The 26,822-nt window shown below is 32.5% G+C and carries 28 protein-coding genes; 1 reads left to right on the forward strand and 27 read right to left on the reverse strand.

Annotated elements, in window-relative coordinates; translation table 11 throughout:
• Positions 1 to 206: 206 nt before the first annotated feature.
• From glcT to cdaA, 24 genes are all read right to left on the reverse strand, one after another.
• Entirely contained in the window at positions 207 to 1,064 is an 858-nt protein-coding gene (glcT, locus tag C7954_RS11375) for a glucose PTS transporter transcription antiterminator GlcT (RefSeq protein WP_073156843.1), read from the reverse strand.
• Between the two features lie 222 nt (positions 1,065 to 1,286).
• On the reverse strand, positions 1,287 to 2,192 hold the full coding sequence (locus tag C7954_RS11380; protein WP_073156840.1) for a DUF7916 family protein: 906 nt from the start codon (positions 2,190 to 2,192) through the stop codon (positions 1,287 to 1,289).
• A gap of 79 nt (positions 2,193 to 2,271) precedes the next feature.
• On the reverse strand, positions 2,272 to 3,711 hold the full coding sequence (gene nagE, locus C7954_RS11385; protein WP_089716057.1) for an N-acetylglucosamine-specific PTS transporter subunit IIBC: 1,440 nt from the start codon (positions 3,709 to 3,711) through the stop codon (positions 2,272 to 2,274).
• Between the two features lie 259 nt (positions 3,712 to 3,970).
• The gene (locus tag C7954_RS11390; protein WP_089716056.1) at positions 3,971 to 5,692 is read right to left on the reverse strand and encodes an NADH-dependent [FeFe] hydrogenase, group A6; all 1,722 of its coding nucleotides are present in this window, start codon (positions 5,690 to 5,692) and stop codon (positions 3,971 to 3,973) included.
• A gap of 24 nt (positions 5,693 to 5,716) precedes the next feature.
• The gene (gene nuoF / locus C7954_RS11395; protein ID WP_089716055.1) at positions 5,717 to 7,519 is read right to left on the reverse strand and encodes an NADH-quinone oxidoreductase subunit NuoF; all 1,803 of its coding nucleotides are present in this window, start codon (positions 7,517 to 7,519) and stop codon (positions 5,717 to 5,719) included.
• Positions 7,520 to 7,543: 24 nt separating this feature from the next.
• Complete coding sequence (locus C7954_RS11400; RefSeq protein ID WP_073156827.1) at positions 7,544 to 7,906, reverse strand: (2Fe-2S) ferredoxin domain-containing protein; 363 nt, start codon at positions 7,904 to 7,906, stop codon at positions 7,544 to 7,546.
• The gene (locus tag C7954_RS11405) at positions 7,906 to 8,463 is read right to left on the reverse strand and encodes an ATP-binding protein (RefSeq protein WP_073156824.1); all 558 of its coding nucleotides are present in this window, start codon (positions 8,461 to 8,463) and stop codon (positions 7,906 to 7,908) included. The genes C7954_RS11400 and C7954_RS11405 overlap by 1 nt, the downstream gene beginning before the upstream one ends.
• 1 nt (position 8,464) lies before the next feature.
• A complete protein-coding gene (gene nuoE, locus C7954_RS11410; RefSeq protein WP_073156821.1) occupies positions 8,465 to 8,947 on the reverse strand; it encodes an NADH-quinone oxidoreductase subunit NuoE in 483 nt (160 codons plus the stop codon).
• 21 nt (positions 8,948 to 8,968) lie between these two features.
• Positions 8,969 to 9,709 (reverse strand): PHP domain-containing protein, encoded by a 741-nt coding sequence (locus C7954_RS11415; RefSeq protein WP_081374505.1) that lies wholly within the window; start codon positions 9,707 to 9,709, stop codon positions 8,969 to 8,971.
• The gene (locus C7954_RS11420) at positions 9,710 to 10,039 is read right to left on the reverse strand and encodes a serine kinase (protein WP_073156818.1); all 330 of its coding nucleotides are present in this window, start codon (positions 10,037 to 10,039) and stop codon (positions 9,710 to 9,712) included.
• Positions 10,029 to 11,363: a [Fe-Fe] hydrogenase large subunit C-terminal domain-containing protein gene (locus C7954_RS11425; protein ID WP_089716054.1), complete on the reverse strand. Its 1,335-nt coding sequence runs from the start codon at positions 11,361 to 11,363 to the stop codon at positions 10,029 to 10,031. Before C7954_RS11425 ends, C7954_RS11420 begins: the two co-directional genes overlap by 11 nt.
• A 29-nt stretch (positions 11,364 to 11,392) precedes the next feature.
• On the reverse strand, positions 11,393 to 11,821 hold the full coding sequence (locus tag C7954_RS11430; RefSeq protein ID WP_089716053.1) for an ATP-binding protein: 429 nt from the start codon (positions 11,819 to 11,821) through the stop codon (positions 11,393 to 11,395).
• Between the two features lie 22 nt (positions 11,822 to 11,843).
• Complete coding sequence (locus C7954_RS11435; protein ID WP_073156810.1) at positions 11,844 to 12,248, reverse strand: hypothetical protein; 405 nt, start codon at positions 12,246 to 12,248, stop codon at positions 11,844 to 11,846.
• A gap of 181 nt (positions 12,249 to 12,429) precedes the next feature.
• Positions 12,430 to 12,780 (reverse strand): type II toxin-antitoxin system PemK/MazF family toxin, encoded by a 351-nt coding sequence (locus C7954_RS11440; protein ID WP_073156808.1) that lies wholly within the window; start codon positions 12,778 to 12,780, stop codon positions 12,430 to 12,432.
• Positions 12,761 to 13,054, reverse strand: coding sequence for a CopG family transcriptional regulator (locus C7954_RS11445; protein WP_371807017.1), 294 nt, complete (start codon positions 13,052 to 13,054; stop codon positions 12,761 to 12,763). Before C7954_RS11445 ends, C7954_RS11440 begins: the two co-directional genes overlap by 20 nt.
• Before the next feature lie 100 nt (positions 13,055 to 13,154).
• The gene (locus C7954_RS13720) at positions 13,155 to 13,301 is read right to left on the reverse strand and encodes a hypothetical protein (RefSeq protein ID WP_166635209.1); all 147 of its coding nucleotides are present in this window, start codon (positions 13,299 to 13,301) and stop codon (positions 13,155 to 13,157) included.
• Positions 13,302 to 13,442: 141 nt separating this feature from the next.
• Positions 13,443 to 15,692, reverse strand: a complete 2,250-nt coding sequence (locus C7954_RS11450; RefSeq protein ID WP_089655138.1) for an IGHMBP2 family helicase — start codon at positions 15,690 to 15,692, stop codon at positions 13,443 to 13,445.
• A 19-nt stretch (positions 15,693 to 15,711) separates the two neighbouring features.
• On the reverse strand, positions 15,712 to 16,254 hold the full coding sequence (dcd, locus tag C7954_RS11455) for a dCTP deaminase (protein ID WP_089655137.1): 543 nt from the start codon (positions 16,252 to 16,254) through the stop codon (positions 15,712 to 15,714).
• A gap of 61 nt (positions 16,255 to 16,315) precedes the next feature.
• Positions 16,316 to 17,878: an NAD(P)H-hydrate dehydratase gene (locus C7954_RS11460; RefSeq protein WP_089655136.1), complete on the reverse strand. Its 1,563-nt coding sequence runs from the start codon at positions 17,876 to 17,878 to the stop codon at positions 16,316 to 16,318.
• A complete protein-coding gene (gene acpS, locus C7954_RS11465) occupies positions 17,879 to 18,259 on the reverse strand; it encodes a holo-ACP synthase (protein ID WP_073156796.1) in 381 nt (126 codons plus the stop codon).
• A gap of 126 nt (positions 18,260 to 18,385) precedes the next feature.
• The gene (glmS, locus tag C7954_RS11470) at positions 18,386 to 20,215 is read right to left on the reverse strand and encodes a glutamine--fructose-6-phosphate transaminase (isomerizing) (RefSeq protein ID WP_073156794.1); all 1,830 of its coding nucleotides are present in this window, start codon (positions 20,213 to 20,215) and stop codon (positions 18,386 to 18,388) included.
• 367 nt (positions 20,216 to 20,582) lie between these two features.
• A complete protein-coding gene (glmM, locus tag C7954_RS11475; RefSeq protein WP_073156791.1) occupies positions 20,583 to 21,935 on the reverse strand; it encodes a phosphoglucosamine mutase in 1,353 nt (450 codons plus the stop codon).
• A 26-nt stretch (positions 21,936 to 21,961) separates the two neighbouring features.
• Positions 21,962 to 22,351 (reverse strand): YbbR-like domain-containing protein, encoded by a 390-nt coding sequence (locus tag C7954_RS11480; protein WP_073161050.1) that lies wholly within the window; start codon positions 22,349 to 22,351, stop codon positions 21,962 to 21,964.
• Entirely contained in the window at positions 22,352 to 23,128 is a 777-nt protein-coding gene (gene cdaA / locus C7954_RS11485) for a diadenylate cyclase CdaA (RefSeq protein ID WP_073161048.1), read from the reverse strand.
• A gap of 134 nt (positions 23,129 to 23,262) precedes the next feature.
• On the opposite strand from cdaA, the gene C7954_RS11490 reads away from it, so the two are divergent.
• On the forward strand, positions 23,263 to 23,988 hold the full coding sequence (locus C7954_RS11490; RefSeq protein ID WP_073161047.1) for a CPBP family glutamic-type intramembrane protease: 726 nt from the start codon (positions 23,263 to 23,265) through the stop codon (positions 23,986 to 23,988).
• 169 nt (positions 23,989 to 24,157) lie between these two features.
• Here the strand turns inward: C7954_RS11490 and amrS are convergent, their stop codons facing one another.
• From amrS to amrB, 3 genes are read right to left on the reverse strand one after another with little or no spacing between them, the layout of a single operon-like run.
• A complete protein-coding gene (amrS, locus tag C7954_RS11495) occupies positions 24,158 to 25,153 on the reverse strand; it encodes an AmmeMemoRadiSam system radical SAM enzyme (protein WP_073161045.1) in 996 nt (331 codons plus the stop codon).
• Positions 25,146 to 25,673, reverse strand: coding sequence for an AmmeMemoRadiSam system protein A (amrA, locus tag C7954_RS11500; protein ID WP_073161044.1), 528 nt, complete (start codon positions 25,671 to 25,673; stop codon positions 25,146 to 25,148). Before amrA ends, amrS begins: the two co-directional genes overlap by 8 nt.
• A 30-nt stretch (positions 25,674 to 25,703) precedes the next feature.
• Entirely contained in the window at positions 25,704 to 26,531 is an 828-nt protein-coding gene (amrB, locus tag C7954_RS11505) for an AmmeMemoRadiSam system protein B (RefSeq protein WP_089655135.1), read from the reverse strand.
• Positions 26,532 to 26,822: the final 291 nt, after the last annotated feature.

A 26,822-nucleotide genomic window follows, 5' to 3' on the forward strand; every position in this document is an offset into this window, starting at 1 on the left:
ATTTAATATTATAAAATAACACTGATTTTAATAAAAATAATTTACACATTATGGTTTCATTGCTATATTTTTTAAGCTTTTTGTGGTAGAATCATTTATATAAAAAAAGCCGATTAGATAGAAAATGTTTTTAAAAATTCTATCTAATCGGCTTTTGCCTGATTTAACAGTAACACGCCAAATCAAAATATTTTATTATACTTAAATTATAATTTTAAATCTCTTTTTAACCGCTGAAGGTGCAGTGCCAAGTATCCCTTTTCAGCTTCAGGTACTTTTGAATTAAACTTTTCTTCGATTATTTCAGCAAGTTTTTCTGCTATTTCAAAAGAAAAACTGAAATTTTCTTTAATATTTTCTAAAAGTGGATTAGGGTTTGAAGCATCTGTTTCGATTCTTTCTAAAGCAAATCGCAAATGGTTTACTAAACGAGCATAATTCAAGCTTTCATAACTTAATTTTTGCCCTAATTCATTTTCCACCTCTGTTACCAGTTCTTTAATTACTGTTGTATTTTTTAAAGTCTTAGAAAGACCTTTCTCATTTCTTGCTCCATGAATATGAAATGTTATGAATCCAATTTCACTTTCTGGTATTTCTAATTCAAAGCGTTCTGAAAGCATTTCGACAGCTTTTTCAGCTAATCTATATTCCTCATTATAGAGGGTCCTAGTCTCAGCTAAAAAAGGATTCGCAACTTCAATTCCATCTTTAATTCTTTTTAATGAAAATGCAATATGATCAGTAAGTCCAATTCTAATATGCTGATTCAAGTCTTCTTCCAGCTCCGAACTAACCATTGCAATTATTTCTTCAGTTACTCCAATTACTTTACTGTCTACTTCTTCTAAAAGTTGGATGTAATTTTCTCTTTTCTCACCAACAATTGGAGCAAATTCTTTATCTATTTTAAGTTCTGATTTAAGCACTTGATCTCCAGCTTTGTGAGAAAAACCAATTCCTTTCCCAACAAAGATTAATTCCCCTTCAGCAGAAGCTTTCTCTGCCAGAATAACATTATTATTAAATATTTTTCTGATAACAAATTTCTCAGATTCAGCCATATAAGCCTCCTTGAAAGAACTAGCAATTGATATAACTGGCAAAATAAATGTATTTAAAAATAATAAAATCCAGAAAAAGATATAAATTAATTAAAGATATCCCCTTCTAGATCATGCCTGATTTAACAGTTACACTCTAAATTTTATTTATTTCTTTAATAATAACAGTATTTATTAAATTTTTCAAGTACTTTTTTATAATTTTAGACAATTTTATCAGATTTATCGATTAATTGAAAGTGCCATCCGGCGATAGGTATGTCTTTTTCCTCGAATTGTTTTAGATAAAGTTAAAATATTTTCAGGTAAAGCTATTCCTGCATATCCGGCATCTCCGATATGCTGAATATCAGCCCCTGCCATCTTACTCATCATAGCAATATCTCTTATTGTCTGCTGATCAGAACTTTCCTGTGAAGTACCAATTGCAGTTAAAGACAGTTTACCACGATTGTGAATTAATTTAATTATTTCTTTAAGTGAATTCAAATCAATTCCTGGGACTGTTCCAGGAGCAGGTAATAAAATTATATCTGTGCCTGCAGAAATTAAAGAATCAATATATTTCGCCGCTAGATAATCTTCATTTATACCTGACATATGCATTTTCCCAGCTGTTATAATTATTTGATCACCAAAATTTTGATCAGCAACTTTAACTGCTTCAATAATTGCCTGGTTACTAACACCAACCGAAGGATTTCCAGTAAAAGTTATCATATTAAAACCTGCTTTGACAGCCTTTTCTATATTACTTAAAGTTGCTTTGCGGCCAGAACTTAATTCTATAAAATGTTCAGATTGAAGTTCATCTGTACTAACCGGTTCTAGGTTAATTGCTAAAGGACGACCACATAATTTTTTTATTTCTTTAACTATTTCAAAAACTGTCTCCTTTGCTATGTTTTTGAATTTTGCCTGTTCAAGATCAAATAAATTTAAAAGTAAAATATCAGCTCCAAAAGCTGCTGCAACTTCAGCATTGCTCACATCTTTAAACAAAGAATCTTTTCCAATTACTTCTGAAATAATAGTTCTTCCTTCAGATAATTTTATTGCCTGCAGTAATTCTTCTTTACTATAGTTTAGTAACTCAGAACTGCTGGAACTTAGTATTCGTTTAACCATTTTAAATTTCCTTTCATATAATAAATATTTTGTATAAATTTTCAGCCGGAGCTTTAAAACTCCGGCTGAATTTGATTAATTATTCTTTCATCTTTTTTAATTCTGCATTAATATCATCAGCAATCATTTCAGCTTTAGTTCCAACTACCACCTGGGCATTATTTTTATTTGCTTTTAAAACACCCGTAGCACCAAGTTTTTGCAGAGCTTTTTCGTCTATAATAGAGCTGTCTTCGACTTCTAAACGAAGCCGTGTAATACAAGCCTCTAGTCTCTTAATATTATCTTTACCACCTAGTGCTTCAATATAAGCCTTTGACTTCCCTATACTATCTGACTCAGATTTCGATGCACCATTTTTTTGCTGCTGTGTTTCTGGCATTACACTAACACCAGCATCAGCAGTTTCGGCGTCTAAACGTCCGGGAGTTGGAATATTAAACTTTTCAATTGCAAAACGAAATAAGAAATAATAAATTGCAAAAAATGCAATACCAATTGGAATAATCATTATTGGCCTTGTGGCAAGTCCATAGTTTAAGAAATAGTCAATTGCTCCAGCTGAAAATCCAAACCCATGCTGAATTCCTAAAATATAAGTTACTACTAAAGATAAACCAGTTAAAACAGCATGAATAAAGTATAATACCGGCGCTAAAAACATAAAAGAAAATTCAATTGGCTCAGTAATTCCAGTTAAAAATGAAGTCAAACCAACACTTAAGAAAATACCGGAAACTGCTGCTTTATTTTCCGGTTTAGCAGAATGATACATTGCTAAAGCTGCTGCAGGTAATCCAAACATCATCATCGGAAAGAATCCGGACATAAAAAATCCAGCCGAAGGATCTCCAGCAAAAAACCTAGATAAATCACCAGTCACTACTTCACCTGCTGCAGTAGTAAATTCACCAAATACAAACCAAATAAAACTATTAATAACATGATGAAGTCCCAGCGGTATTAATAATCGATTTAAGAATCCATAAACAAAAACACCAACTGCTCCGGCATCAATGATCCACTGTCCAGCTGACTGAATAGCATCCTGAATTGGAGGCCAAATAAAACCAAAAACACCTGCTAAAACAACAGCAGCAGCACCTGTAATTATTGGTACAAATCGACGACCACCAAAAAATCCTAAAAAGTCTGGCAGTTGAATATCATGGTATCTATTATATAAAGCTCCAGCCACCAAACCACCAATAATTCCAGCTAAAACTCCCATGTTAATGTCAGAATTAATAGCTTGAGTTCCATTGGTAATTACAAGATAACCGACAGCACCAGCAAGGCCAGCTGAGCCAGAACTATCATGGGCAATACCAACAGCAACTCCAATTCCAAATAATAAAGCAAGATTGTCAAATATTGCTGAGCCAGCTGCCATTACAAATGGAATGTCAAATACATCTCCTGCTCCGAGCCGTAATAATAGAGCAGCTGCAGGTAAAACTGCAATCGGAAGCATTAAAGACTTTCCAATACGCTGTAATTGAGAAAATACATTTTTCAATTAAATCTACCTCCCTTTTGATTTAAACGCAATATATTTAAAATAATTTCAAATAATAAATTATTAATAAGACTTTAACTAGTACTCTTGTTAATTATTTCAAATTTTTAGAATATTGCTTCTAGTTTTAATTATACTCAGGTTAAGTTATATTGTCAAGATAATCTAGTTGTTGCATTAATTTCTATCATTTTCCCCTCGAATATAAAAACGGCGGTTCAATCTATGATAGATTGAACCGCCTTAACTTTAGTTGTCTTTAATTTTTAGGTCTTGCTTTATACTTGGTGTGTAATAAATGATGTGATTCTCCACCTAGTGGTTCACCTAAGAATTCATCATATAATTTCATTATCTGTGGATTTTCATGTGATTTACGAATTTTACTTGTATCATCAATACTAGCTAATCCTTGAGCTCGTTTTTCTTTCTTCTCATTTGTAGCTGGACGAGGCTGACCACCACCACCAACACAACCATGAGGACAAGCCATAATCTCGATAAAATCTAAATCGCATTCACCAGCTCTAACTCTTTCTAAAAGTTTTTGAGCATTTTTAAAACCATTGGCAATACCTACTTTTACAATTCTATCTCCAATTCTTACCTCAGCTCGATTTATACCTCTAAAACCTAAATTCAATCTCTCCAGAGGCTCTCCGGTTAATTTTTCCTTTACGGTTCTTACTGCTGCTTCTGCAACTCCACCAGTAGTACCAAAAATGGTCCCTGCACCAGTTGATTCACCCATTAACTCATCAAAATCTTCGTCTGGAAGTGCAGTGAAATTAATGCCCATTTCTTTAATCATTCTGGCAAATTCTCTAGTGGTTAAGACAGCATCTGTATCCTTAAAATCAGAACCATTAATTTCTTCTCTATCTTTTTCAAACTTTTTGGCTGTACAGGGCATCACAGCTACTGTATAAATGGTTTCTGGATCAACTCCAGTCTGATCGGGATAATAAGTTTTACTTAAAGCAGAAAACATCTGCATTGGTGATTTCGCGGATGATAAATGTTTAAGCAGATCTGGAAAATTATGTTCAGCACCTTTAACCCAACCTGGACAGCAGGAAGTAATGTGAGGTAATTCTCCTTCACCATTTAATTTCTTTAAAAATTCACTACCTTCCTCCAAAATAGTTAAGTCAGCGCCAAAATCTGTAGAGAAAACTTTATCAAAACCCATTCTTCTTAAGGCTGCTACCATTTTACCAGTAACTACTGTTCCGGTTTCCATCTCAAATTCTTCACCCAGAGTTGCCTGTATTGAAGGTGCGGTCTGAACTAAAACATGTTTGCTGTCATCTTCCAAAGCAGCCCAAACCTTCTCTATTTCACTTAATTCAGTAATTGCTCCAACAGGACAAACAGTTGCACACTGGCCGCAATTAACACAGTTAATTTCAGCCTGTGGTAGATCAAAAGCTGTGGTTACTATTGAATCAAAACCACGCTGTGTAAACTGCAGAGCAGAAACTCCCTGAACTTCCTCACAGATACGGACACAACGGCCACATAAAATACACTTGTTGGGATCTCTTTTTAAAGCCGGACCGGTTGTATCTAACTCATATTCGCTCTGCTCTCCAGCAATTCTTTCTACGTCCTTAGATTGGATTCCCAGCTCATAAGTTAAATCCTGTAATTCACAGTAACCATTACGATCACAACCTAAACAATCATTAGGATGATTTGCTAACAATAATTCTACATTTCTTCTTCTTGCTTTTCGAGCCTTCATACTTCTTGTATTAATCTGCATTCCTTCATTTACAGGTGTAGCACAGGATGCTAATAAACTTCCACTTTTTTCGTCTTCAACAACACACACCCTACAGGCACCATGCAGGCTTAAATCAGGATGATAACATAAAGTAGGAATATCTATACCAATTTTTTTTGCTGCTTCTAATAAAGTACTATTTTCTTCAACTTCTACAGTCTGTTCATCTATTGTTATTTTAACTTTACTCATTAATTTCCCTCCTATTATAAGAGTTTATCCCTGTGAAATTGCGTCTACAGGACATTCTGGCTCACAGGCTCCACAGGCAATACAAACATCAGCATCTATTGTAAATGGACTCTTAATTTCTCCACTTATTGCATCTACCGGACATACTTTAGCACATTTTCCACAGCCAATACAGGCTTCTTCATCAATTACATAAGCGTCGACTAAATCAGTACAAACACCAGCAGGACAGTTATGATCATGAATATGTGCTTCATATTCATCCCTAAAATATCTAACTGTACTTAAAACTGGATTAGGAGCTGTTTGACCAAGACCACAAAGTGCTGTGTTCTTAATATGATCTCCTAATTCTAATAATAACTCAATATCTCCATCTTTACCTTCACCTGATGTAATTCTATTTAAAATCTCCAGCATTCTTTTTGTACCTTCACGACAGGGTGTGCATTTACCGCAGGATTCACTCTCAGTAAAGTTTAAGAAAAATCTGGCAACATCAACCATACAGGAATCCTCATCCATTACAACCATACCACCAGAACCCATCATTGCGCCGGCTTCCAGTAAAGAATCATAATCAATTGGCAGATCTAAATAATCTTCGGTTAAACAACCGCCAGATGGACCACCAGTCTGAATTGCTTTAAACTTCTTACCTTCAGTAATTCCACCACCAATTTCAAAAATAACTTCTTTTATAGTGGTTCCCATTGGAACTTCTACCAGACCAGTATTATTAATTTTACCGGTTAAAGCAAAAACCTTTGTCCCAGAACTACCTTCAGTACCAATTGCAGAAAAACTTTCTGCTCCTTCGTTAATAATATAGGGAATATTTGCAAATGTTTCTGCATTATTGATATTTGTTGGTTTACCCCATAACCCTTTTACTGCAGGATAAGGAGGTCTTGGTGTAGGCATCCCTCTTTTACCCTCAATAGAATTCATTAAAGCTGTCTCTTCACCACAGACAAAAGCTCCAGCACCTTTTTTAATCTGAAGTTTAAAATTAAATCCACTGCTGAAAATATCGTCACCCAACAAGCCATATTCTTCAGCATCTTCAATAGCTTTTTGGAGACGTTTAATTGCCAGTGGATATTCTGCTCTAACATAAACATATCCTTCATCTGCCCCAATTGCATAAGCTCCAACTAACATTCCTTCTATAATTCGATGTGGGTCTCCTTCTAAAATACTGCGGTCCATGAAAGCTCCTGGATCTCCCTCATCTGCATTACAGATAATATATTTTTTATCTCCCTCAGAGTTTTTAGCAAACTGCCATTTTAAACCTGTTGGAAAACCTCCACCACCGCGGCCGCGCAGACCGGAATCTTTGATAGTATCTACAACTTCCTGAGGGTCCATTTCAGTTAAAACTTTTCCTGCTGCTTCATATCCTCCCAGAGCAATATATTCATTTATATCTTCTGGATCAATTTGACCACAATTGGCTAAAGCGATCCGCTGCTGTTTTTTATAAAAATCTATATCCTGATAAGAAGGAATTTGTTCTTCGGTCATTGGCTCTTTAAAAAGTAATCTTTCAACTGTTCTACCTTTTAAAAGATGTTCTTCCACAATTTCTGCTACATCATCTGACTGTACCTGACAGTAAAATACACCTTCTGGATAAACTATCATGATTGGTCCTTTTTCACAAAATCCATGACATCCAGTTTCTACAATTTTTATTTCATTAGTTAAATCATTTGCAGCTAATTCCTCTTCTAAAGATTCTTTAATAGTCTTAGCTCCAGATGATACACAACCTGTTCCTGTACAAATTAATACATGGGAACGATAAATAGTATCCTTCATTTACAAGTGCCTCCTTTATTATTCTTATTTATGTCTAGCGATTACTAGATCTGTAACTACACTTCCATTAACTACATGTTCTGAAATAATCTTTTGTACATCAGCTTCACTTAAATTACCATAAGTGATTTTCTCTTTACCAGGAAGTTTAACATCGATCAGAGGTTCTTTTTCACACATACCGATACATCCGGTCTGAGTTACTCTAACATCCAGATCTCTTTTTTCAATTTCTGCTAAAACAGCCTTTAAAATATCTCTGGCACCTGCTGCAATACCACAGGTTCCCATTCCAACAATAATTTCTGCTTTTGTTCCCTGATCACGTTTTTTCATTTCCTTCTGTACTTTATTTCTTAATTCCTTTAATTCTGCTAAAGATTTCATTAAAATGCTTCACCTCCGCGGATTTCCGCTAAATTTTCTCCAATATATTCTCTTAACCAGCCAATTATTTGTCTGGATTGAATAGATACATCATCTAATTCAGCTTTAATTTCTCTAGTATCAAAATTAAAACTCTTATCCTGATATTGATGCTGATAAATAATATCAACTTTTTCCCCATTAGCAGCTATAAAATTGCTAATAGTTGTGGTAATATCCCCCAACGGGGCTCGATCAATATGATTATAATCAAAATTGGCTTCAACCTTTGTTCCTTCTCCAATTTTGGATTTTATATTTAAATTTCCATTACAGCTTTCTGCTGCTGATTTAAATAACGAAATACCAAGACCTACTTCTCTAGTTGTTCTTGAGGTGATAAATGGATCATCAATCTTATCTAATTTCTCTTCACTAATCCCACTACCATTATCTTCAATAACGATTTTTAATAGATCTTCATCAGGCATTTCTGAAATTTTTATTTTAATTAAATCAGAACCAGCCCTTCTAGAATTTTCAATTATATCTAAAATATGAAGAGATAATTCCCTCATTTTATTGATACTTTGCTAAAATTGCCGGAATTTTATCAGGAGTTAAACGACCATGTGTATCATCATTAATCATAATGACCGGTGCTAAACCACAGGCTCCAATACAGGCTACAGATTCTAACGTAAATTCTAAGTCTTCTGTAGTTTCTCCTGCTTCAATTGCCAACTCATCTTTAATCGCATCCAAAATACCATCGCCACCGCGAACATGACAAGCTGTTCCCATACAAACTCTAATTATATTGTTGCCTCTTGGTTCTTGGTGGAATTGACTGTAAAATGTTACAACACCATAAACTTGACTCAAAGATAAATTTAAGCCCAGTGCTATTTCTTTCATGACTTCTTCTGGTAAATAACCATACTCTTCCTGTGCTTCCTGTAAAACAGGTATCAGATATCTTTCTTTTTTTTCATATCTTGATAAAATTTCTGTCAGTGGTTTTAAATATTCATCTAATTTTTCTTTTGTCATTTCTGCCATCAATAATTACCTCCTTGAAAATTAAGTTTTAATTAATTCAATTTTTCTACCATCTTTTTTCTCTACAGCTTTTTTGAATTCTGAAAAAGAAAATTTTTCTACTATCAAATTTTGATATGCTTTAATTTCTTTAAGATAATGACTATCAGAATTCTGCATAAACTGAAATTTATTAAAGTTTGGAAATTGTCTCAAAAAACTTTTAGGCTCAGTATTTTTAGATATTTCCACAGTTATAAAGCTAAGCTCAGGTGGTATAAACCCTAACTGAGAAATAATGCTGTGCTTCCTATCTAAATGTGAAGGTACAGCAATTCCTCCCAATTCTTTTACTTTTTCCACAACTTTCTCTAAACTTAAATTTACAGAAGCTGCAAGCAGATATTTAATTTTGCTCTGATATTCATCATCATAACCACATTTTATTTGTGCTCCAAAAAAATCTTCATCATTTTCTTGATCAGAAAGATTATTATATATAATTTCCTGCCAATTCAGCAGACTTTTCATGTCAGGAAAATAACATAAAATGTGAATTTCTTCTTTTGTTTCAGCCTCCATTGCAGGAATAATTTTTAAATTGTACTGTTCAGCATAATACTGTAAAACCTCTACATTTTCAGCACTATTATGATCTGTTAGAGCCAGTACATCTATCTTTTCTTTTTTGGCCTTCTTAATTATCTCAGCTGGAGTCATTAACAAATCACCACAGGGAGATAAAACAGAATGTAAATGAAGATCAGCTTTTAACTTAATCATTTATATTTCGCTTTCACAAAATTTACAGGCCAAATCATAACTTTTCTTTTTTGTTTTTAAAAGATTAACACCTTTTTGACAGGCCCTTTGAACTGAATTTTCCTCATATTCAAAATCTTCTACTAAAATAACAGCAGATAGCTCAACTAATAAAGCAACTGCAACAACATTTTGATGTCCCTGGACTGTTAACCAGAGATTATCTTTTTCTGCTCTTGCCATTACATTACTTAAAAGATCACCAATGTAAACACCATCAATTTCTTTTTCTAAATTTGGGCCGGCAACTATTTCCAAATTAAATAAATCTACCAGTTCTTTAACTGTCATCTGTTTCCTCCTTTTTAGATGCCATTACAGGCGGAAGTTCATTTGCTAGATTTGAAAGTTCATCTGCCAATTCACCTAACTGCTGTCTTAACATAAAAATACAGTCAACTCTAACAGCACGGCCATTAACAATATCCTCAGCAAAAGTTTTGCAATCAGGTGCCCCACAGGCTGCACAGTCTAAACCAGGTAAAATTTCAATTTCTTTTTGCAGCTGCTCTAATTTTTGCATAGCTATTTTAAAATCGTGATCTAGTTTAGAAATGTCGTCAGCAGTAATTTCATCTGGAAGCGCAAAATTATAGTATTCATCATCAGATATATTTAATTCTAGTTTCTGATTTTTAGAAATTTCTTTGATTTTTTTAATCCTTTGTTCTAAGTTGAATTTCGCCTGAAAAGGATTAATGACATTTAATACTCCGCCAATACAGCCATCAAGACAGGAAGTTAATTCAAAATATTTAATAGATTCAGCTATATTATTTCTTTCTATTTCGTTAAGTAATTTTTTAACTTCTTTAATTCCTGAAACACTTAAAGTGTTTATGTCCTGCCAGGATTGCAAAATAGATTGTTCTCCACCTTCACTTCCCCAAATTGTAGCCAAAGTTATAATTTCAGTTTCGGGCTGTTCTAGTTTAATATTTTCTAAAGACTCATATATTTTTTTATAAATATTTTCAACTCCAATTGCTCCACTTAAAAAGCTCTCTTTCTGTCCAATAGCTCTTTTTACAGTTGTTAATTTCGCAGGGCAGGGAGTCAAAAAGAAAATATCAGGATTTATATTCTTCTCTTCTTTAAATTTTTTTTCAAGTTTTTCCGCCATCAGTTCAACTGGAGATTTTAAAGGAATCAACATCTCAATTAAGTCTGGAAACTGCAATTTTATTAACCTTACAATTACAGGACAAGAACTAGAAATAAAGCTGCCTGGATTATTATTTAAAAAATCAAGTGTTTTACGTGATAGAGCAGCTGCTGCCTCTGCTACATCAAATACAGCTTTAAAACCTAAATTTAAAATTGCTTTTTTTATTTTAGCTGCAGATGTATTTTCAGTAAACTGACTATAAAAACTTGGAGGTATTAATAAAATAGGATAGTTAGATTCAACTATTTGAGTCAGTTCATCTGTTTTAGTATATTTTGCATGATACTCACAGGCCCTAATACATTCTGCACAATCTAAACATAAATCCTCTTTAATCCAGGCCTTACCCTGATGAACTCTGATGGCTTTCGTTGGACATCCTTTAACACAATTTGTACATCCTTCACATTTATCTTCTTTTAACAGCACAGAATGATTTTTGGTCATTATTAACCTCCTGCAGCAATTCTTTAGCTTTAACTTGATAGTTTTATTATTACTTTTACGTGTGTGCCTTCCCCCAGGGAGGATTTTACATCAATTTGATCTGCATATCTTTTAACATTAACTAAACCCATTCCAGCTCCAAAACCCATCTCTCGAATTTCATCACTAGCTGTAGAATAACCAGCTGTAAAAGCTTTGTCAAGATCTGCTATACCTGGGCCATCATCATCAACCCTTATTTCCAATTCGTCTTCAGATATCAGAGCCGTGATTTCCCCTCCTAGAGAATGAATCACAACATTCATTTCTAATTCATAGGTGACAATTGCAGTCTTACGAACAATTTGAGCTGAAACTCCTAATTTGCGTAGAATATTTTTCAAATTACTGGAGGCCTCTCCTCCACTTTGAAAATCAAAGCTTTCAATTTCTTTATTTAATATTTGTTGTTTTCTCAAAAAACAAATCAACTCCTGAAAATTATTTGGAGGCTTCTATATAATTCATCTCTTCTGGGCCAATTCCATTTTTATATAATAGACCACAGGCTTCAAATAAAGATTTATCAGTAGAATAAAGACAAATATTTAATTGATTTGCTAAAGATATAGTTTCGATTTGTGGCTCCTTGCCTCTAACAAAGATAATCACCTTAATTTCTACCATATCAGCTGTACGGACAACTTGAGGATTAGTTAATCCTGTAAGCAATAATGTTTTTTGATTAGAAAAGGCTAATACATCACTCATTAAATCTGCACCACAGGCATTATTAATTTCAAGATCATCACCACAGGCTGAGTCAAGATTATGATTATCATTAATTCCACAATCTTCAAATATTGTTTCTGTGTTTAACAGCTTCTTGACAGTTTTTAGTTTCATTATTAACCTCCATAATTAAATAATAACCCATTTCTGTTATCATTGCAATTTGTTAAATATTCCCACAAATACTATATAGTGATAAAATTCACTTTAATCAATAAAAAATTACTCATTAAGAGTATATGATATTTTTTTCACACTGTCAAGAAAAATTAATTTAATAATAAAAATAATTATTTTATAAATCTATTAATCCTAAACTTATTTCAATTGACTGATTAACATCTTCTATTACATCCCCACCTAAATGAGCAATATGACGCTGTAGTCTTTTTTTATCAAGAGTTCTAATTTGTTCTAGTAAAATAACAGAATCTTTGTCTAAATTAGTATAATCAGCAGGTATTTCAACATGTGTAGGCAGCTTAGCTTTATTAATTCTGGAAGTAATTGCAGCAACTATTACCGTTGGACTGTATTTATTACCAATGTCATTTTGTATAACAAGTACAGGTCTTACTCCCCCTTGTTCAGAACCAACAACTGGATTTAAATTTGCGTAAAAAACATCACCCCTTTTTACTTTCAATTTTTTCACACTCCACCAGTCTCTGCTCATAACATAGATAAGAATAACATTCACTTGATAATCCTTCATCAGCTAATTGCTGATTAAGACCGGCCATTTTTTTATATCCATCACGAAGATGATTGCGAACCTCTTGTTTTTTCATTTCTTTTAAATAAAATTTTATTGCCTGCATTAAAAAGTCATTTCTTTTTTGATTATTGTTTTTGCAATAGCTCTTTATTTCTTCTAACACACATTCTGGAAGTTCAATACTTATTTTTCTGTTTTCCAACAACATGCCCACCTCCATTGGTTTTAGACTGTCTTAATTATATCATCTACATATAAATTTTCAATTAAATTATAATCCCAAAAAAGAAAAAAAGATGAGACTAATTAGCCCCATCCTTAAGTAGAGAAAAGTCTTGAACACGATCATCAGTTACTGCAGATATTTTTTCATAGCCCTTGATCATTCTTTTAGCAATTTCTTCCTTTTCTCTTTTGCTAAAATTATTCTTTCGGCGCAGTCTCTCCACTTTCTGACCACCTCATTATAAATGATTTTAAAATCCTCTTAGATAATGTAATTATATCTTAAATAAGATAACGTGTCAATCAAAAAATGAGACTAAGCTTACTGTTATAACTGCATTTTCTCCAATTTATAACGCTTTTGACTATAATTTATAATAAAGCCCAGTTTTTTTAATATATTTCAAAAGTTTAGCATAAACATTATGACTGCAGATCGTGCTGCTGTCACCAATAAAAATTAATTTCCTTTTTGCTCGGGTTAAAGCAACATTAAGACGTCTTAAATCTCTTAAAAACCCAATAGTATTATCATTATTACTTCTGACTGCAGAAAAAATAATCATTTCTTTTTCTCTCCCCTGAAAAGCATCTACTGTATCAATTTCTACATTCTGAAATTTATTGTGCTGATTAATTAAATCAACTTGGTCTTTATAGGGGGCAATAACTGCAATATCATTTTCAGGTATTAAAGATTTAACTGCTCGATCTAATATATCTAGTACAATTTCAGATTCAACCGGATTATCATAAGAATTAGATCCTTCAAATGATCTTTCATCAGCCTTCATTTCTTTCGTATCTAAAAATACTAATGGATATTCTGATTTTAAAGATTTACTAGTAAAACAATCATCTACTTCAAGTTCAATTCCAAGATCACTCAATTTTTGATCAGCTGCAGATTCAGCTGCAGTTAAACTATTGTTATAGAAATATATACTAGAAAAACCCATAAGCTCTCGATTCATCCGATATTGGATTTTTAATAAAGAACTTAATTTTTCCTGATAAGAGCCCATTAATCTTTCAAACAGAGAAATACTTAAACCATTTTTAGCCGCTTTTTGGTTAACTACTGTAGGCGGCAGCTGTTTATGATCACCAATTAAAATAGTTTTATCAGCCTTTAAATAGGGAATTAAAGCTGCTGGTTGAGTTGCCTGAGTAGCTTCATCAATTACACTTAAATCAAAATCCCTATCTGCTAAAAGATCAGATCCAGCTGAAATGTTTGTAGTACATATAATATCAGCCTCATCTAATAACTCCTCGACAGCTTTATTTTCTAAGCTTTCAATTTCTTTGAAATACTCATCAATTTTTGCCTGCAGCTCCAACCATTCTGCCATTTCTTCAATAACTTCAGGACTAATACCTCTAACATGATGTTCTAAATCTTTTTCGGCATAATTTTTTATTTCTTGATCTGAAAGCCCTCTCCTATACTTACCACCAGGATAAATATATGATTCTTGTTTGTTGATCAAATCAGATACTTCATCTCTTAATTTTTCCGCCTCAAGATAATCCTGATGTTCTAAAACAATCTCATCTAGAGTATGCTCCCTTAATTTTCTATTAACTCGAATTGGATGTCCAATTCTAATCACATTAAGCTCTTTTTCGGCTAAAAGTTCTAAAAGATTATCGACAGCTGTATTGGAATCAGCTGCAGCTAGAACTTTCATTCCATCTTTGACAGCTTTATTAATTAATTCCACTGCTGTTACAGTTTTTCCAGTTCCTGGTGGCCCCTGAATTAAATATAGATCTTCAGCTGCCAAGGCACTCTCTACCGCATTTAACTGTGATTCATTTAAACAATCCAAACTCAGACTTAAACACTCATTTAATTTTGGTTTTTTTCGTTCAAGTAAAATATCTCTTTTTCTTTTTTGTAATTCATTTTCAGGGTGTTTTATTTTTTCCAAGGCAGAAAACATACGCTGAAAACTTGTATCATTAACAAACAAATCCAACCTTACTCCCTTATTATAGATAAATTCAGGTGGATGGCTCTCAAAAGCAGCTGTTATTGAATAAGCAGTTTTTTCTATTACTGTCCCTATTGGATTATTAGGATGTAAAGGTTTATTCAGACTAATCATCACTAAATCTCCAGGTGTAATTTGAGTCTCAGCCAATCTTTCTCCCTTGTATTTTGAAGTAAACTTAACTAAAGGGCGGTGTCCAAAAGTTGTTCCGTCATCTCTGCCGTGAAGATCCAATAATGTTCTTCCTTTTGCCTGCCTTTCTCTTGCGGATAAGTATTTTATTTCTAGTTTATGTCGATCAATCTCTTCCTGTCTTTCTAATTCAACCAATTCATGAAATTTATTATAATAGTTAATAATATTTTTGTCAATCAAATCATCTGGATTCTTTACTTCTACCTGAACTTTTACTCCTCCAATTTGATTGTTGTCCATAGCCTCTATTATTTGAGAAGCAGATTCCCAATTAACTTCAACTTCTGCTATTTTGTTTTTCTTATCTATATTAATCTTACCAATGTTATCACTTTCAGTCCCAGCTTCATTAATAAAAGCACCTACTATATCACCTGGGCCAATACTTTTGTCAATATCTGAAATAACTAAAGTTACCACAACAACAACACCTCCAGTTTTATCTTTTTTTGTTTTCTGGATCTTTGAATACTCTGGTACCTACTGTATTTTTTTGTCCCTGATATTTTCCGCGATATGGATTCTCAGCTTTGTTATCCATCAAAGCAAATACAAGCTGGCAGATTCTACGATCTGATTCCAATTTTATTGGTAATCGATTAGCATTATATAATTCCAATGTTATTTGACCTTCAAAACCAGGATCAACCCAACCTGCATTTTGAATAAAAAGGCCCATTCGACCAATTGAACTTCTTCCTTCTACAAAAGCAGTTAAATTATCTGGCAGCTTAATATATTCTTTAGTAGTTGCAAGTAAAAAGGAATGAGGTGGAATAATAATTTCACTCCCCTTAACTTCTTCATAATTAACCTTATCATTTAAGGTCATAACCGGCAGGGAATTCTCATCTACCTTTAAAAAGTCATCTCCCAACCTCATATCAACCGAAGCAGGCTGAATTTGCAGATCATCTATAGGATCAATTATAAGCTCTTTATTTGCCAACATTTTTTTGATTGTTTTATCTGATAATATCATTATTTACCCCTTAAATAATTTTATTTTACTCAATCATACTTATCTATTATATTTTCTAATTTCAAGTTAACTCATTCCAAACTGCTGCTAAATTATCTATAATATCTCCTGCAGTAAGAGCATAATTGCTTTCTGCAGCAGCTGCATATTCACCTGCTCTACCGTGAACATATACTGCTAAAGCTGCAGCTTCAAAACTATTCATACCTTGTGCTTTTAAAGAAGATACTATACCAGTCAATACATCACCACTTCCAGCAGTTGCCATCCCATTACAGCCGCTGCTGTTAATATATGTTCTACCATCAGAAGCAGCAGTTATTGTTGCAGCCCCCTTTAAAACTAAACTGAGATTATTTTCTTTAGCAAAATCTCTTGCTATTTCCAAACGATTATTATTTATTTCTGAAATATTTAAGCCAATCAATCTAGACATTTCTCCAGGGTGTGGTGTTAAAATAAGTTCTCCCTGGTAATTTTTTAAAAGCTTTAAATCATTAATTACATTTAAAGCATCTGCATCTAAAACCAACGGGATATTTAACTGTTCTAAAATATTTTTTATTATTTTTTGAACAGCTGTATTGGAACCAAGCCCCGGGCCAACAGCTAAAAGATCAACTTTTTTTGAAAACTGTTTAATCTTTTCAAATGCTTTTTCAGCAATTATTCCCTTTTGAGAAGGAAGCGGAATACCAACTAATTCTTCTAGTTGAGAGCTGGTTAAGGCTTCTATTTCTTCGCTAATTAATAAATAAACAAGTCCTGACCCGCTTTTTAAAGCTGATTTAGTTGTTAATAAAGGAGCACCTGTCATTCCTCTAGACCCAGCCAATACCGCAATTTTGCCAAAGTCTCCTTTGTGTCCATAATTTTTCCTATAAGGAATCAACTTTTTTGCTTCCTGCTGATTAAATATTTTCAGTCCATCCCCATATTTTTCAATGGCTTCTTTTTGGATACCAATATCAATAACCTGAACTTCACCACTATAGTCTCTGCCTGGATATAAAATTAAACCTCTTTTATAAGCAGCCATAGTTGCTGTATAATCAGCCTTTAAAGCCTCTCCTGCTGTATTTCCTGTCTTCCCAATAATTCCTGAAGGAATATCTACAGCAAGCGTTAAAACATGATCATATGCTTCTTGACTAATCAAATTAATAATTTTTTTGATATTTCCTCTAAGTTCACCAGTAATTCCTGTACCTAAAAGTGCATCAATAATTAAATCACTATTATTTATTTCAGTTAAGAATTTTTCTTTTTTTAAATCTGGAAATTGATAAATCTTTATTTTGTTTAAAACTGCAAGTTCCAAGTTCTTCTTATTAACACCTTTCAACTCATCCCGGCTTGAGCTTAAAATTATTTTTGGCTTATAGCCCCAATTTTTTAAAATACGGGCAGCAGCTAGTCCATCTCCACCATTATTCCCTTTGCCTACCAAAATAGTGATTTCTATCTTGTCTCGTTTTTTATAAATCATTTCTTTTTTTATAACTTCGTCCGCCAGCTTAGCCGTACCTAAAGCAGCTGATTCCATTAGTAAAATTTCAGGATATCCTGCTTCTATTGTTTCTTGGTCACATTTTGTCATCATTGCTGGAGTCAAAACTTCCATTTAATTTTCTCCTTCCATAATGATTTGAGCAATACTATATTCTTTTTCATGTGAAATTGATATAAAAATTGAACTTACTTTAATTTTTTCCGCTCTACTGGCAGTTTTGTTATTTAATAAAACCTCAGGTTTTCCAAGTTCATTATTAAGAATTTCAATTTCATGCCAGTTATTATTTCTCATTCCCGTTCCTAAAGCTTTCAAGACAGCTTCTTTAGCTGCAAACCTTGCTGCAAAAGAAGCAACAAAACTATTTTTAGACTGACAGTATTCAATTTCTTTTGCTGTATAAATTTTTTCTAAAAACCGATCCCCATATTTATTTATAAGCTCTTTAATCCGATTATTTTGAACTATATCTACTCCGATTCCAATAATCATATTTATCCTTTCTACTGTTTCCTGAAATCTCTAAACTGCTCTTCTTAATAATTATATTAAAATTATGAGTTAAATGCAAAAAAACCGAGTCTTTATAAAGACTCGGTTTCTAATTATTTATATCATTTATTCTACTGTTACACTCTTTGCTAAGTTTCTTGGCTGATCAATATCTTCACCACAATTTAAGGCAGTATAATATGCTAAAAGCTGTAAAGGAATAATTGCCAATAAACCAGCAAAATCCTTATTTAAAATTGGCAGTTCAATTAAATGATCAACACTTTCAGTTTCAAATTTTTGATTTTCCTCAGTAATCAATAGTGTTTCAGCACCTCTAGCCTTAACTTCTTTTAAATTACTAAATAGTTTAGAAAAGATATCAGCTCTACTTCCAAGAGCCACAACTGGTACTCCCTCTTCAATTAAAGCAAGTGTTCCATGCTTTAATTCTCCTGCAGGATAAGCCTCTGCATGAATATAGGAGATTTCTTTAAGTTTTAAGGCTCCTTCTAAAGCCAAAGTATAATCAGTGTTACGGCCAATAAAGAAAATATTTTCCTTATCTTCATAATTATTAGCAATAGCCTGAATTTGTTCTTTACTCTGTTCGCTCAGCTTGCGAATCATTTCCGGCAGCTTAATTAAATCAGAAGTATATTCAGCTGTAATTTGATCACTAATATTATCTCTCTGCCTCATTCCATCTACTAATAAAAGATAGAAAGCTGCTACCATATTTGTATAAGCTTTTGTTGAAGCAACAGCAATTTCCGGGCCAGCTTTCAAATAAATTACCATATCAGATTCCCGAGCAATGCTGCTGTCCCTGGAATTAGTCAAAGCTAAAACTGAGGCTCCTTTTTTCTTTGCTAATCTTAAAGCTGCTAAAGTATCGGCAGTTTCTCCTGATTGGCTCACAACAATCATCAAAGTCCCAGCATCCACAATTGGGTTCCGATAACGATATTCACTTGCAACTTCAACTTCTACTGGAATTCTCAATTTATCTTCCAGCAGATATTTAGCAAGTGCCCCAGAATGATAAGCAGTACCACAGGCAACAATATGAATCTTATCATAATTATCCAGCCAATCTTCAGCAAGACCACTAGCAGTTAAGTCGATCTGACCGCCATTTAAATTATCTTCAAGTAATCTTTTTAAGGATTCGGGCTGCTCATGGATTTCTTTTAACATAAAATGCTGATATCCCTGCTTTTCAGCCATTTCGGCATCCCAGCTGATCTTTGTCTTGTTTTTATTAACAATTAAGTCCCCATTGAATTTATAAATATTAACTTTATCTTTTCTAATATCAGCAATTTCTCCATCCTCGAGGATATAGAAATTATCAGTATGTTCAAGATAAGCTGGAATATCAGAAGCTAAAAAATTCTCATTTTCACCTAAACCAATAATCAGCGGACTGTCTTTACGAACAGCAATAATTTTATCTTTCTCCTGTCTCGACATGACAGCCAGAGCAAAAGATCCTTCTAGTCTCTCAACAGTTTTATTAACTGCAGTCCTTAAATCATCATCATAATAAGTAGAGATTAAATGAGCAACTACCTCCGTATCAGTTTCAGACTTAAATTGATGACCCGCAGCTGATAATTCTTCTTTTAATTCTCTAAAGTTTTCAATAATACCATTATGTACTATTACAATTTCAGAAAAAGAATCTGTATGAGGATGGGAGTTTATATCAGATGGTCGACCATGAGTAGCCCATCTAGTGTGTCCAATTCCAGTTCTTCCATAAAAAACTTCTTCTTCTGTACGTGATTTCAGTTTATCTAATTTACCTTCTTTTTTAACAATTTTAACAGCCTTTTTCTCCTGAACAGCGATCCCAGCTGAATCATATCCTCTATATTCCAACTTTTTAAGTCCAGCAAGAAGTATTGGGGCTGCTTTTTTATCTCCTATATAACCAACAATTCCACACATATATTATCTTAACCTCCGTTTTATTATTAATATTTAATTGTCAGCTATTATTTATTTCCTTTGTCTCAGCAATTACCCACTGATTTTGAGAAATAAACTTAAGGCAGAATAGCTGCTGCCTGAAGGCATCCGCCGAAATTTCGATAACCCTCTTCCTCGTCCACCCAATTAAGATTCCGTTCTAATTGGGTTCTGGCGCTTTTGTTTTTTTATTTTTCAATCACCTCCTTCAATTTAATTCAAACTTCAAATAATCTTCGAATAATTTTCCCATTCAAAATTTGATCTTAACATAAATATTAACTTCACAACAATTTAAATAAACACAGATATAATATTATTATAAATTACCGAAAATAGCAAATCATTAATTTAATTCAGAACTAATTATTTCAGTTAATTTATTTTCCCATTTATCCAGAAGTTCTTTATCCTTACCTTCAAGCATTACTCTAATTAAAGGCTCAGTACCTGAAGCTCTAACAAAAACACGTCCTGATTTGGATATTTCTGTTTCTGCTGCTTCAATTTCAGAACTTATTTTAGAATTTTTTTCCCAGCCTTCTTTTTGGTTAACTTCTATATTAACCAGAATTTGGGGCCAATAACTCATTACTTTTTTCAATTCAGATAGAGATTTATTTTTCTTTTTAATTATGGAAGCAATTTTAACTGCAGTTAAAATTCCATCACCTGTTGTATTGTATTCGCTAAAAATAATATGTCCGGATTTTTCTCCACCTAATTTATAATCATTCTTAAGCATTTCAGCTAAAACATAACGGTCCCCATTTCTAGTAATTACCAGATCAGCATCCACTTCTGCTAAACTTTCTTTTAGACCTAAATTACTATATTTAGTTGTAACAACAGTTTTTTTGTTTAACTTATTTTCTTCTATCATAGCTCTAGCAGCAACAGCCATAATATTGTCACCTTCTACAATTTCCCCCTTTTCATCAATTAAAATAACTCTATCGGCATCTCCATCATGAGCAACTCCAAGGTCTGCTCCCATTTCAATAACTTTTTCAGCTGCTAATTCCGGTGCAGTCGAACCACAGTTAACATTAATTTCTTCACCATTTGGATGGTTATTAATTATATAAACCTCAGCACCTAAAGCTTTAAACACAGACGGAGAAGCCTGGTAAGCAGCACCATTTGCACAATCGACGACAATCTTTAAGCCATCCAACTTATGCTCAGCACTATCTATAATAAAATTAATATATTCGTCTATCCAATCATATTTTTCTTCTACCAGTCCAATTTCATTATCAATTGGATAAGGCAGCTCTTCAGAATGATCATTAAATATTAGCTTTTCTATTTCCAATTCTGCTTCATCAGTTAATTTAATTCCATTATTATCAAAAAATTTAATTCCATTGTCAGCAGTTGGATTATGAGATGCAGAAATCATAATCCCTCCCACTACATTTTTAATTCTGCTTAAATAACAAACACCTGGAGTTGGAATAATACCCAAACGATAAACATCAATCCCAACTGAAGTCAAACCTGCCATTAAAGCAGCCTCTAACATATCCCCAGAAAGCCTGGTATCCTTACCAATTAATACTACTGGTCTTTTAACTTTATAATTTTGGCTCAAAAAATAACCGCCAATTCTTCCTAATTTAAAAGCTAACTCACCCTTTAATTCGTGATTAGCTACTCCTCGTACTCCATCAGTACCAAATAATCTTTTTTCCAAATTATCCACCTCTATTTGATTTAGACTTAATTATCTTTTTGACTTACATTAACTAATAAATAACCCGGATCAACTCCCATTAATCGTGCAGAACTTGGAAGTTCAACCTCAATTATTTTCATGTTATCACCTGGATCTACATTACGCAAATCTACATAAGCTGTTATGTCTTCCTTTTTTATTTGAGAAAAATAAGATACATAATCAACTCTTACAACTGCTCGATCAACAGACATTGATTCTAATTGATAGTTATCAGCTAAATTTCTAACTTTAATATCTATTAAAAATGAAGCTGCCTGTTCTTCACCAAAGTTAAAAATATTTGCTGTTTGATTGCTGGCATAACCCCAAAGTAAAACAGCAATTAAGAAGGCTAAAATTATTTTTTTTTGATTTTCGCTTAGAGAAAACATTTATAGATGCCTCCTCACAAATGATTTTTCTCTTGATTTTCCGAAGCTCTGAGATAATTTCTCACGCAGCTCAGTCTTATCAAGATGACGGCTTAACTGACCATCTTCAGCAAACGAAATAACCCCGGTTTCTTCAGAAACCACCAGAGCTAATGCATCGGATTCCTCAGTAATTCCAATAGCTGCCCTGTGTCTTGTTCCAAGACGAGGATTGATATCAGAACGGGTAGAAAGATTCAAAAAACAGCTTGCAGCTCTAATTCTACCATTTTCAATTATTAAAGCACCATCATGTAATGGTGATTCATGTTGAAAAACACTATATAAAAGCTGCTTAGATATTTCAGAATTTAGCATTATTCCAGTCTCAATATAATTTTTCAAACCAACCCTGCGTGAAATTACAATTAAAGCACCAATTTTTTGCTCAGACATTTCAGACACTGCCAGAACAATTTCATTAATTTCTTTTGGACCCCAATTCTGCCAAAATTGTTCTTTCAAAAACCCACCTCTTCCGATTTGTTCGAGAGCCCTTCTCAATTCAGGCTGAAAAACAATTGGTAGGGCTACCATAATAATTGTTAAAAAACTATCCAAAAACCAGTTTACAGTGTTCAATTGTAAAAGCTGAGCCACTAATGCTACTACAAAAATCAAGCCCAACCCTTTAATTAACTGTACTGCTCTTGTTCCTGAAATAATATTTAATAAATAATAAATAATGAAAGCAATTATAAATATATCTAATAGACTAGTTATAACTTTCCATGACAATTTTATCACCTCTACCTTAAATATTCGGCAAAACCGGGGTTAAAACCTTCTTATTTTATCTAATCTATTCAAAAAAATAATAATTTAAAGGATTCTTAAATTTTTAATAGAAATAGGAGAAAGGAGGTGATAATTTGAAAAATAATATTTTCTCTGATCAGCGCCTAAATTATAAAGATTTTTTTATTGTTATCTTAAGCTGGTATTTTATAACTTTAAGCAGCTATTATATTAGTGAAAATGATTTTGCCTCATTAATTTATATTAATGAACTTTTAAGTTTTTCAATTAATGTTCTTTCGCATTTTGTTTTTTTGATTATAATATATAGTTACTTTAATCTACTTTATGATTTTAGCCTTTCAGATTTAGGTTTTGATTTTAAATTAAAAAAAATAAATTTAACTGCTCTATTTACTATCTCTTCTATTTTAACAGCAGGAGTAATTTTAATTAATCTTAATTTGCAAACTAAAATAAACAGCAGTTTTTTTCCGCTTCAATTAAGAGAAAATTTTTTCCAGATCTTATATAGTGATTTACCACTACTTGTTATTATTTTTATAACACTACTTTTTACAGCTAGTGTAGAACAGTTTATATTTAACAAAGTGATCTTTTCATTGTTTGATTTATATCTACCATCATTTATAGCTGTAATATTAAGCGCCCTATTTGCTTCATTATTATTCTTAGAATTTAATCCAGCTTTTATTTTGATGATTTTCATCTCAGTTATAATAAGTAATTACCTTTATATAATTACAGATTATAACTTATTTACTTCAATTATATTTTATAGTTATTTTTTAACTCTTTATATAGTTTTTATCTATGGTTTTGAATTCATGTATATTTAAAGTATCTTAATTTAGAAAAAAGGCCGGCCAAAGGCCGCCCTTTTTTTAGTCTTATAAAATCATATGAGCTTAACTAGAGTATAGCAGCAGCAATATTTGCTGTCAAGATATCATTTAAATAAAATTAAAAATTATTAGATAAATTATTATATTTGCCAGTAATAAATTATTAATAGTTATTAAATTGTCCATAAATTATTTCTCCACAATTACTACAGCAATTTTCTTCCATCCTATTTTCAATATTATATGCTTTTCTTTTAATTAATGGTTCTCCACAATTACTACAAAATGTGTCTGCTGTATTTTCAATAATTGCATTACCTAAATATACATGCTGCAGATATTTTTTTGCTTTTTTATAAGCTTTTTTCATTAATTCTAAATTAGTAGGAGGATTTTTTAATTTATAAGCTGGATGATATCTACTCAAATGAAGTGGTATTTCATCATTAAGGTCAGCAATCCATTTAAAAAGCTCTGTTAATTCTGCTAAATCATCATTTAAATCACTTATAATTAAAGTTGTAATTTCTAAATGGACTTCTTTAGCTAATAAGCTTATAGTCTTTTTTACACTTTCCAATCCACCACTACAATAATCCCGGTAAAAATCATCTGTAAATGCCTTCAAATCAATGTTGGCAGCATCTAGAAGCGGAATAAGCGCTTTTAAAGGTTCTTCATTAATAAAGCCATTACTAATAATTATATTTTTTATTCCATTTTCTCGAGCTATTCTAGCTGTTTCAAGCATATATTCATAAAATACTATTGGCTCAGAGTAGGTATAAGCAATATAATTTATTTCTCTTTCCACTGCTTTATCAACAATTTCCTGAGGAGAATAATCTTTTAAAAGTGGTTTTTGCTGGCTAATCTGCCAGTTTTGACAGAATTGACAGCTTAAATTACAACCCCAACTACCAAAAGAAAGAACTTCCGCCCCCGGATGAAAATGATAAAGAGGTTTTTTTTCAATAGGATCAACAGCTATAGACGATATTTCACCATAATTCAAAGAATACAACTTTCCTGAAATATTTTTTCTAACCTGACAAATTCCTGTTTTTGATTCACTAATTTTACATTCATGTGGACATAGCTCACACCGAATGAAATTCCCTGCTAAATTATAAAATTTAGCAGGATAATCTTTAGTCATTTTCCTCAAACCTTCTTACTTGAAAGCGATAAATTTCAACATTGCTATCTTGATTTAAGCCAGCCTTTCTCTTAGCAATGTTTAGCTGTTCCTCTGCGGTATCAATTCCATCTAAATCTGGTAGTAATAAGCCTGTTTGATGACCACCTTTTACTAAAACACCATATTTCTTAGGATCTAATTCTGTTTTATCTCTTACCTGTTCTGGCTCTGATAATATATCAACTGAAAATTTAATTTCATTTAGTTCTTCTTTATTAACCTCCGGGAATCTAGGATCATTTTCAGCAGCAGTCATAGCATTACTAATGATTTCATAAGCAGCATTTTTTTGAACTGACTTAAAAGTTCCCATACACCCCCGCAGCTTATTGTTTTTCTTTAAAGTAACAAACACACCAGCTTGTTTTTTTAATATTTCTGGAAGTTCATTTTCATCAATTTCAATTTGTTTTCCCTTAATAATATATTCCTCGACTGCTCTTCTTGCTAAATCAGTAATAAATTTTTCCTGATTCACTATTACCACTCCTCCATAGTTTTTTAAGATTTATTTTACATCTATAAATACAGTACCATAACCAACACCAAAAGGGCCTTCATAGGAGTTTACACTGGTTTTTACATTCAATCCATCCAATGCCCCCAGCATAGTTACAATAGGTCTTAAACCACATTCTCCAGCTTTCTTAACTAATTCAGAATCAAAATTTAAAATAGATTTGAAATTCTGTTCCTTAAAATGCTGAATTAACCTCTCATCAAAAATATGGGCTTCTGAATTAAAACCAGCAGGTGCTCCCTTTTTTAAACGATGGGATAAATCACCACTGGCAATCACAGCTATCTTATAATCAAGTTTATCTGCTGTTTTTGCAATCTCCTGACCAATTTTATATAGCTCTTGATAAGAAATAAAACCAATTGACAAAGGCAGAATAGGTAATTTAATATCAAATTTTTTGAAATAATGCAGGGGAACCATAATTCCATGGTCTAATTCCTGATCTATTCCATAATTATTTAAATCTTTTGTTCGAAGCGGCTGCAGTGATAATTGTTTTTCTCTAGCTCTGGCTATTAATTTTTCAGCAAATTCGATATCTGACTTTTCACTAAATTTAATCTTCGAGTGACCGAACTCACTAAAATCACCAGCAAGTGTCTTTTTAATAATTAGTGATGCTGTAGAACGAAATACAGGTCCATGTGGTGTAACAAAAATAACTAAGTCAAGCTCATTCTGATAGTCAGCCAGCTGAGAAACTGTCTTTTTAAAACCCTCAACAGTTTTATTAGCTTTTTTAAGTTCATGGCCACCAATTTGTTCAACAATAATCGGCGGATGAGGCAGTAAAGCAGCACATTTAACTACCATTAATTTCACCTCCAGCTTAAATTAAGTTCAAACTAAACAGCTCAAAATAAAGATAAATAAATTTAATTTTCTAAAATAATTAACTAAGCTTATTCATCTCTCATTTATATTATACAACAAATTAACTGATAAAAAAACACCTGATATACGGAGAGCTGTTTTTTAGTTTTTCTGTAATAATTTCTTTAACTACCTCTTTCTGTGGGTATATATTCTCCATCTTTCATGACTCCCATGGTCAGCCACGATTTTATTATTTCAATTACCCAACCATCTGTTACTTTTTGCTTT

This window comes from Halanaerobium congolense (assembly GCF_004366375.1).
In the GTDB taxonomy this organism is placed as follows: Bacteria; Bacillota; Halanaerobiia; order Halanaerobiales; family Halanaerobiaceae; genus Halanaerobium; species Halanaerobium congolense.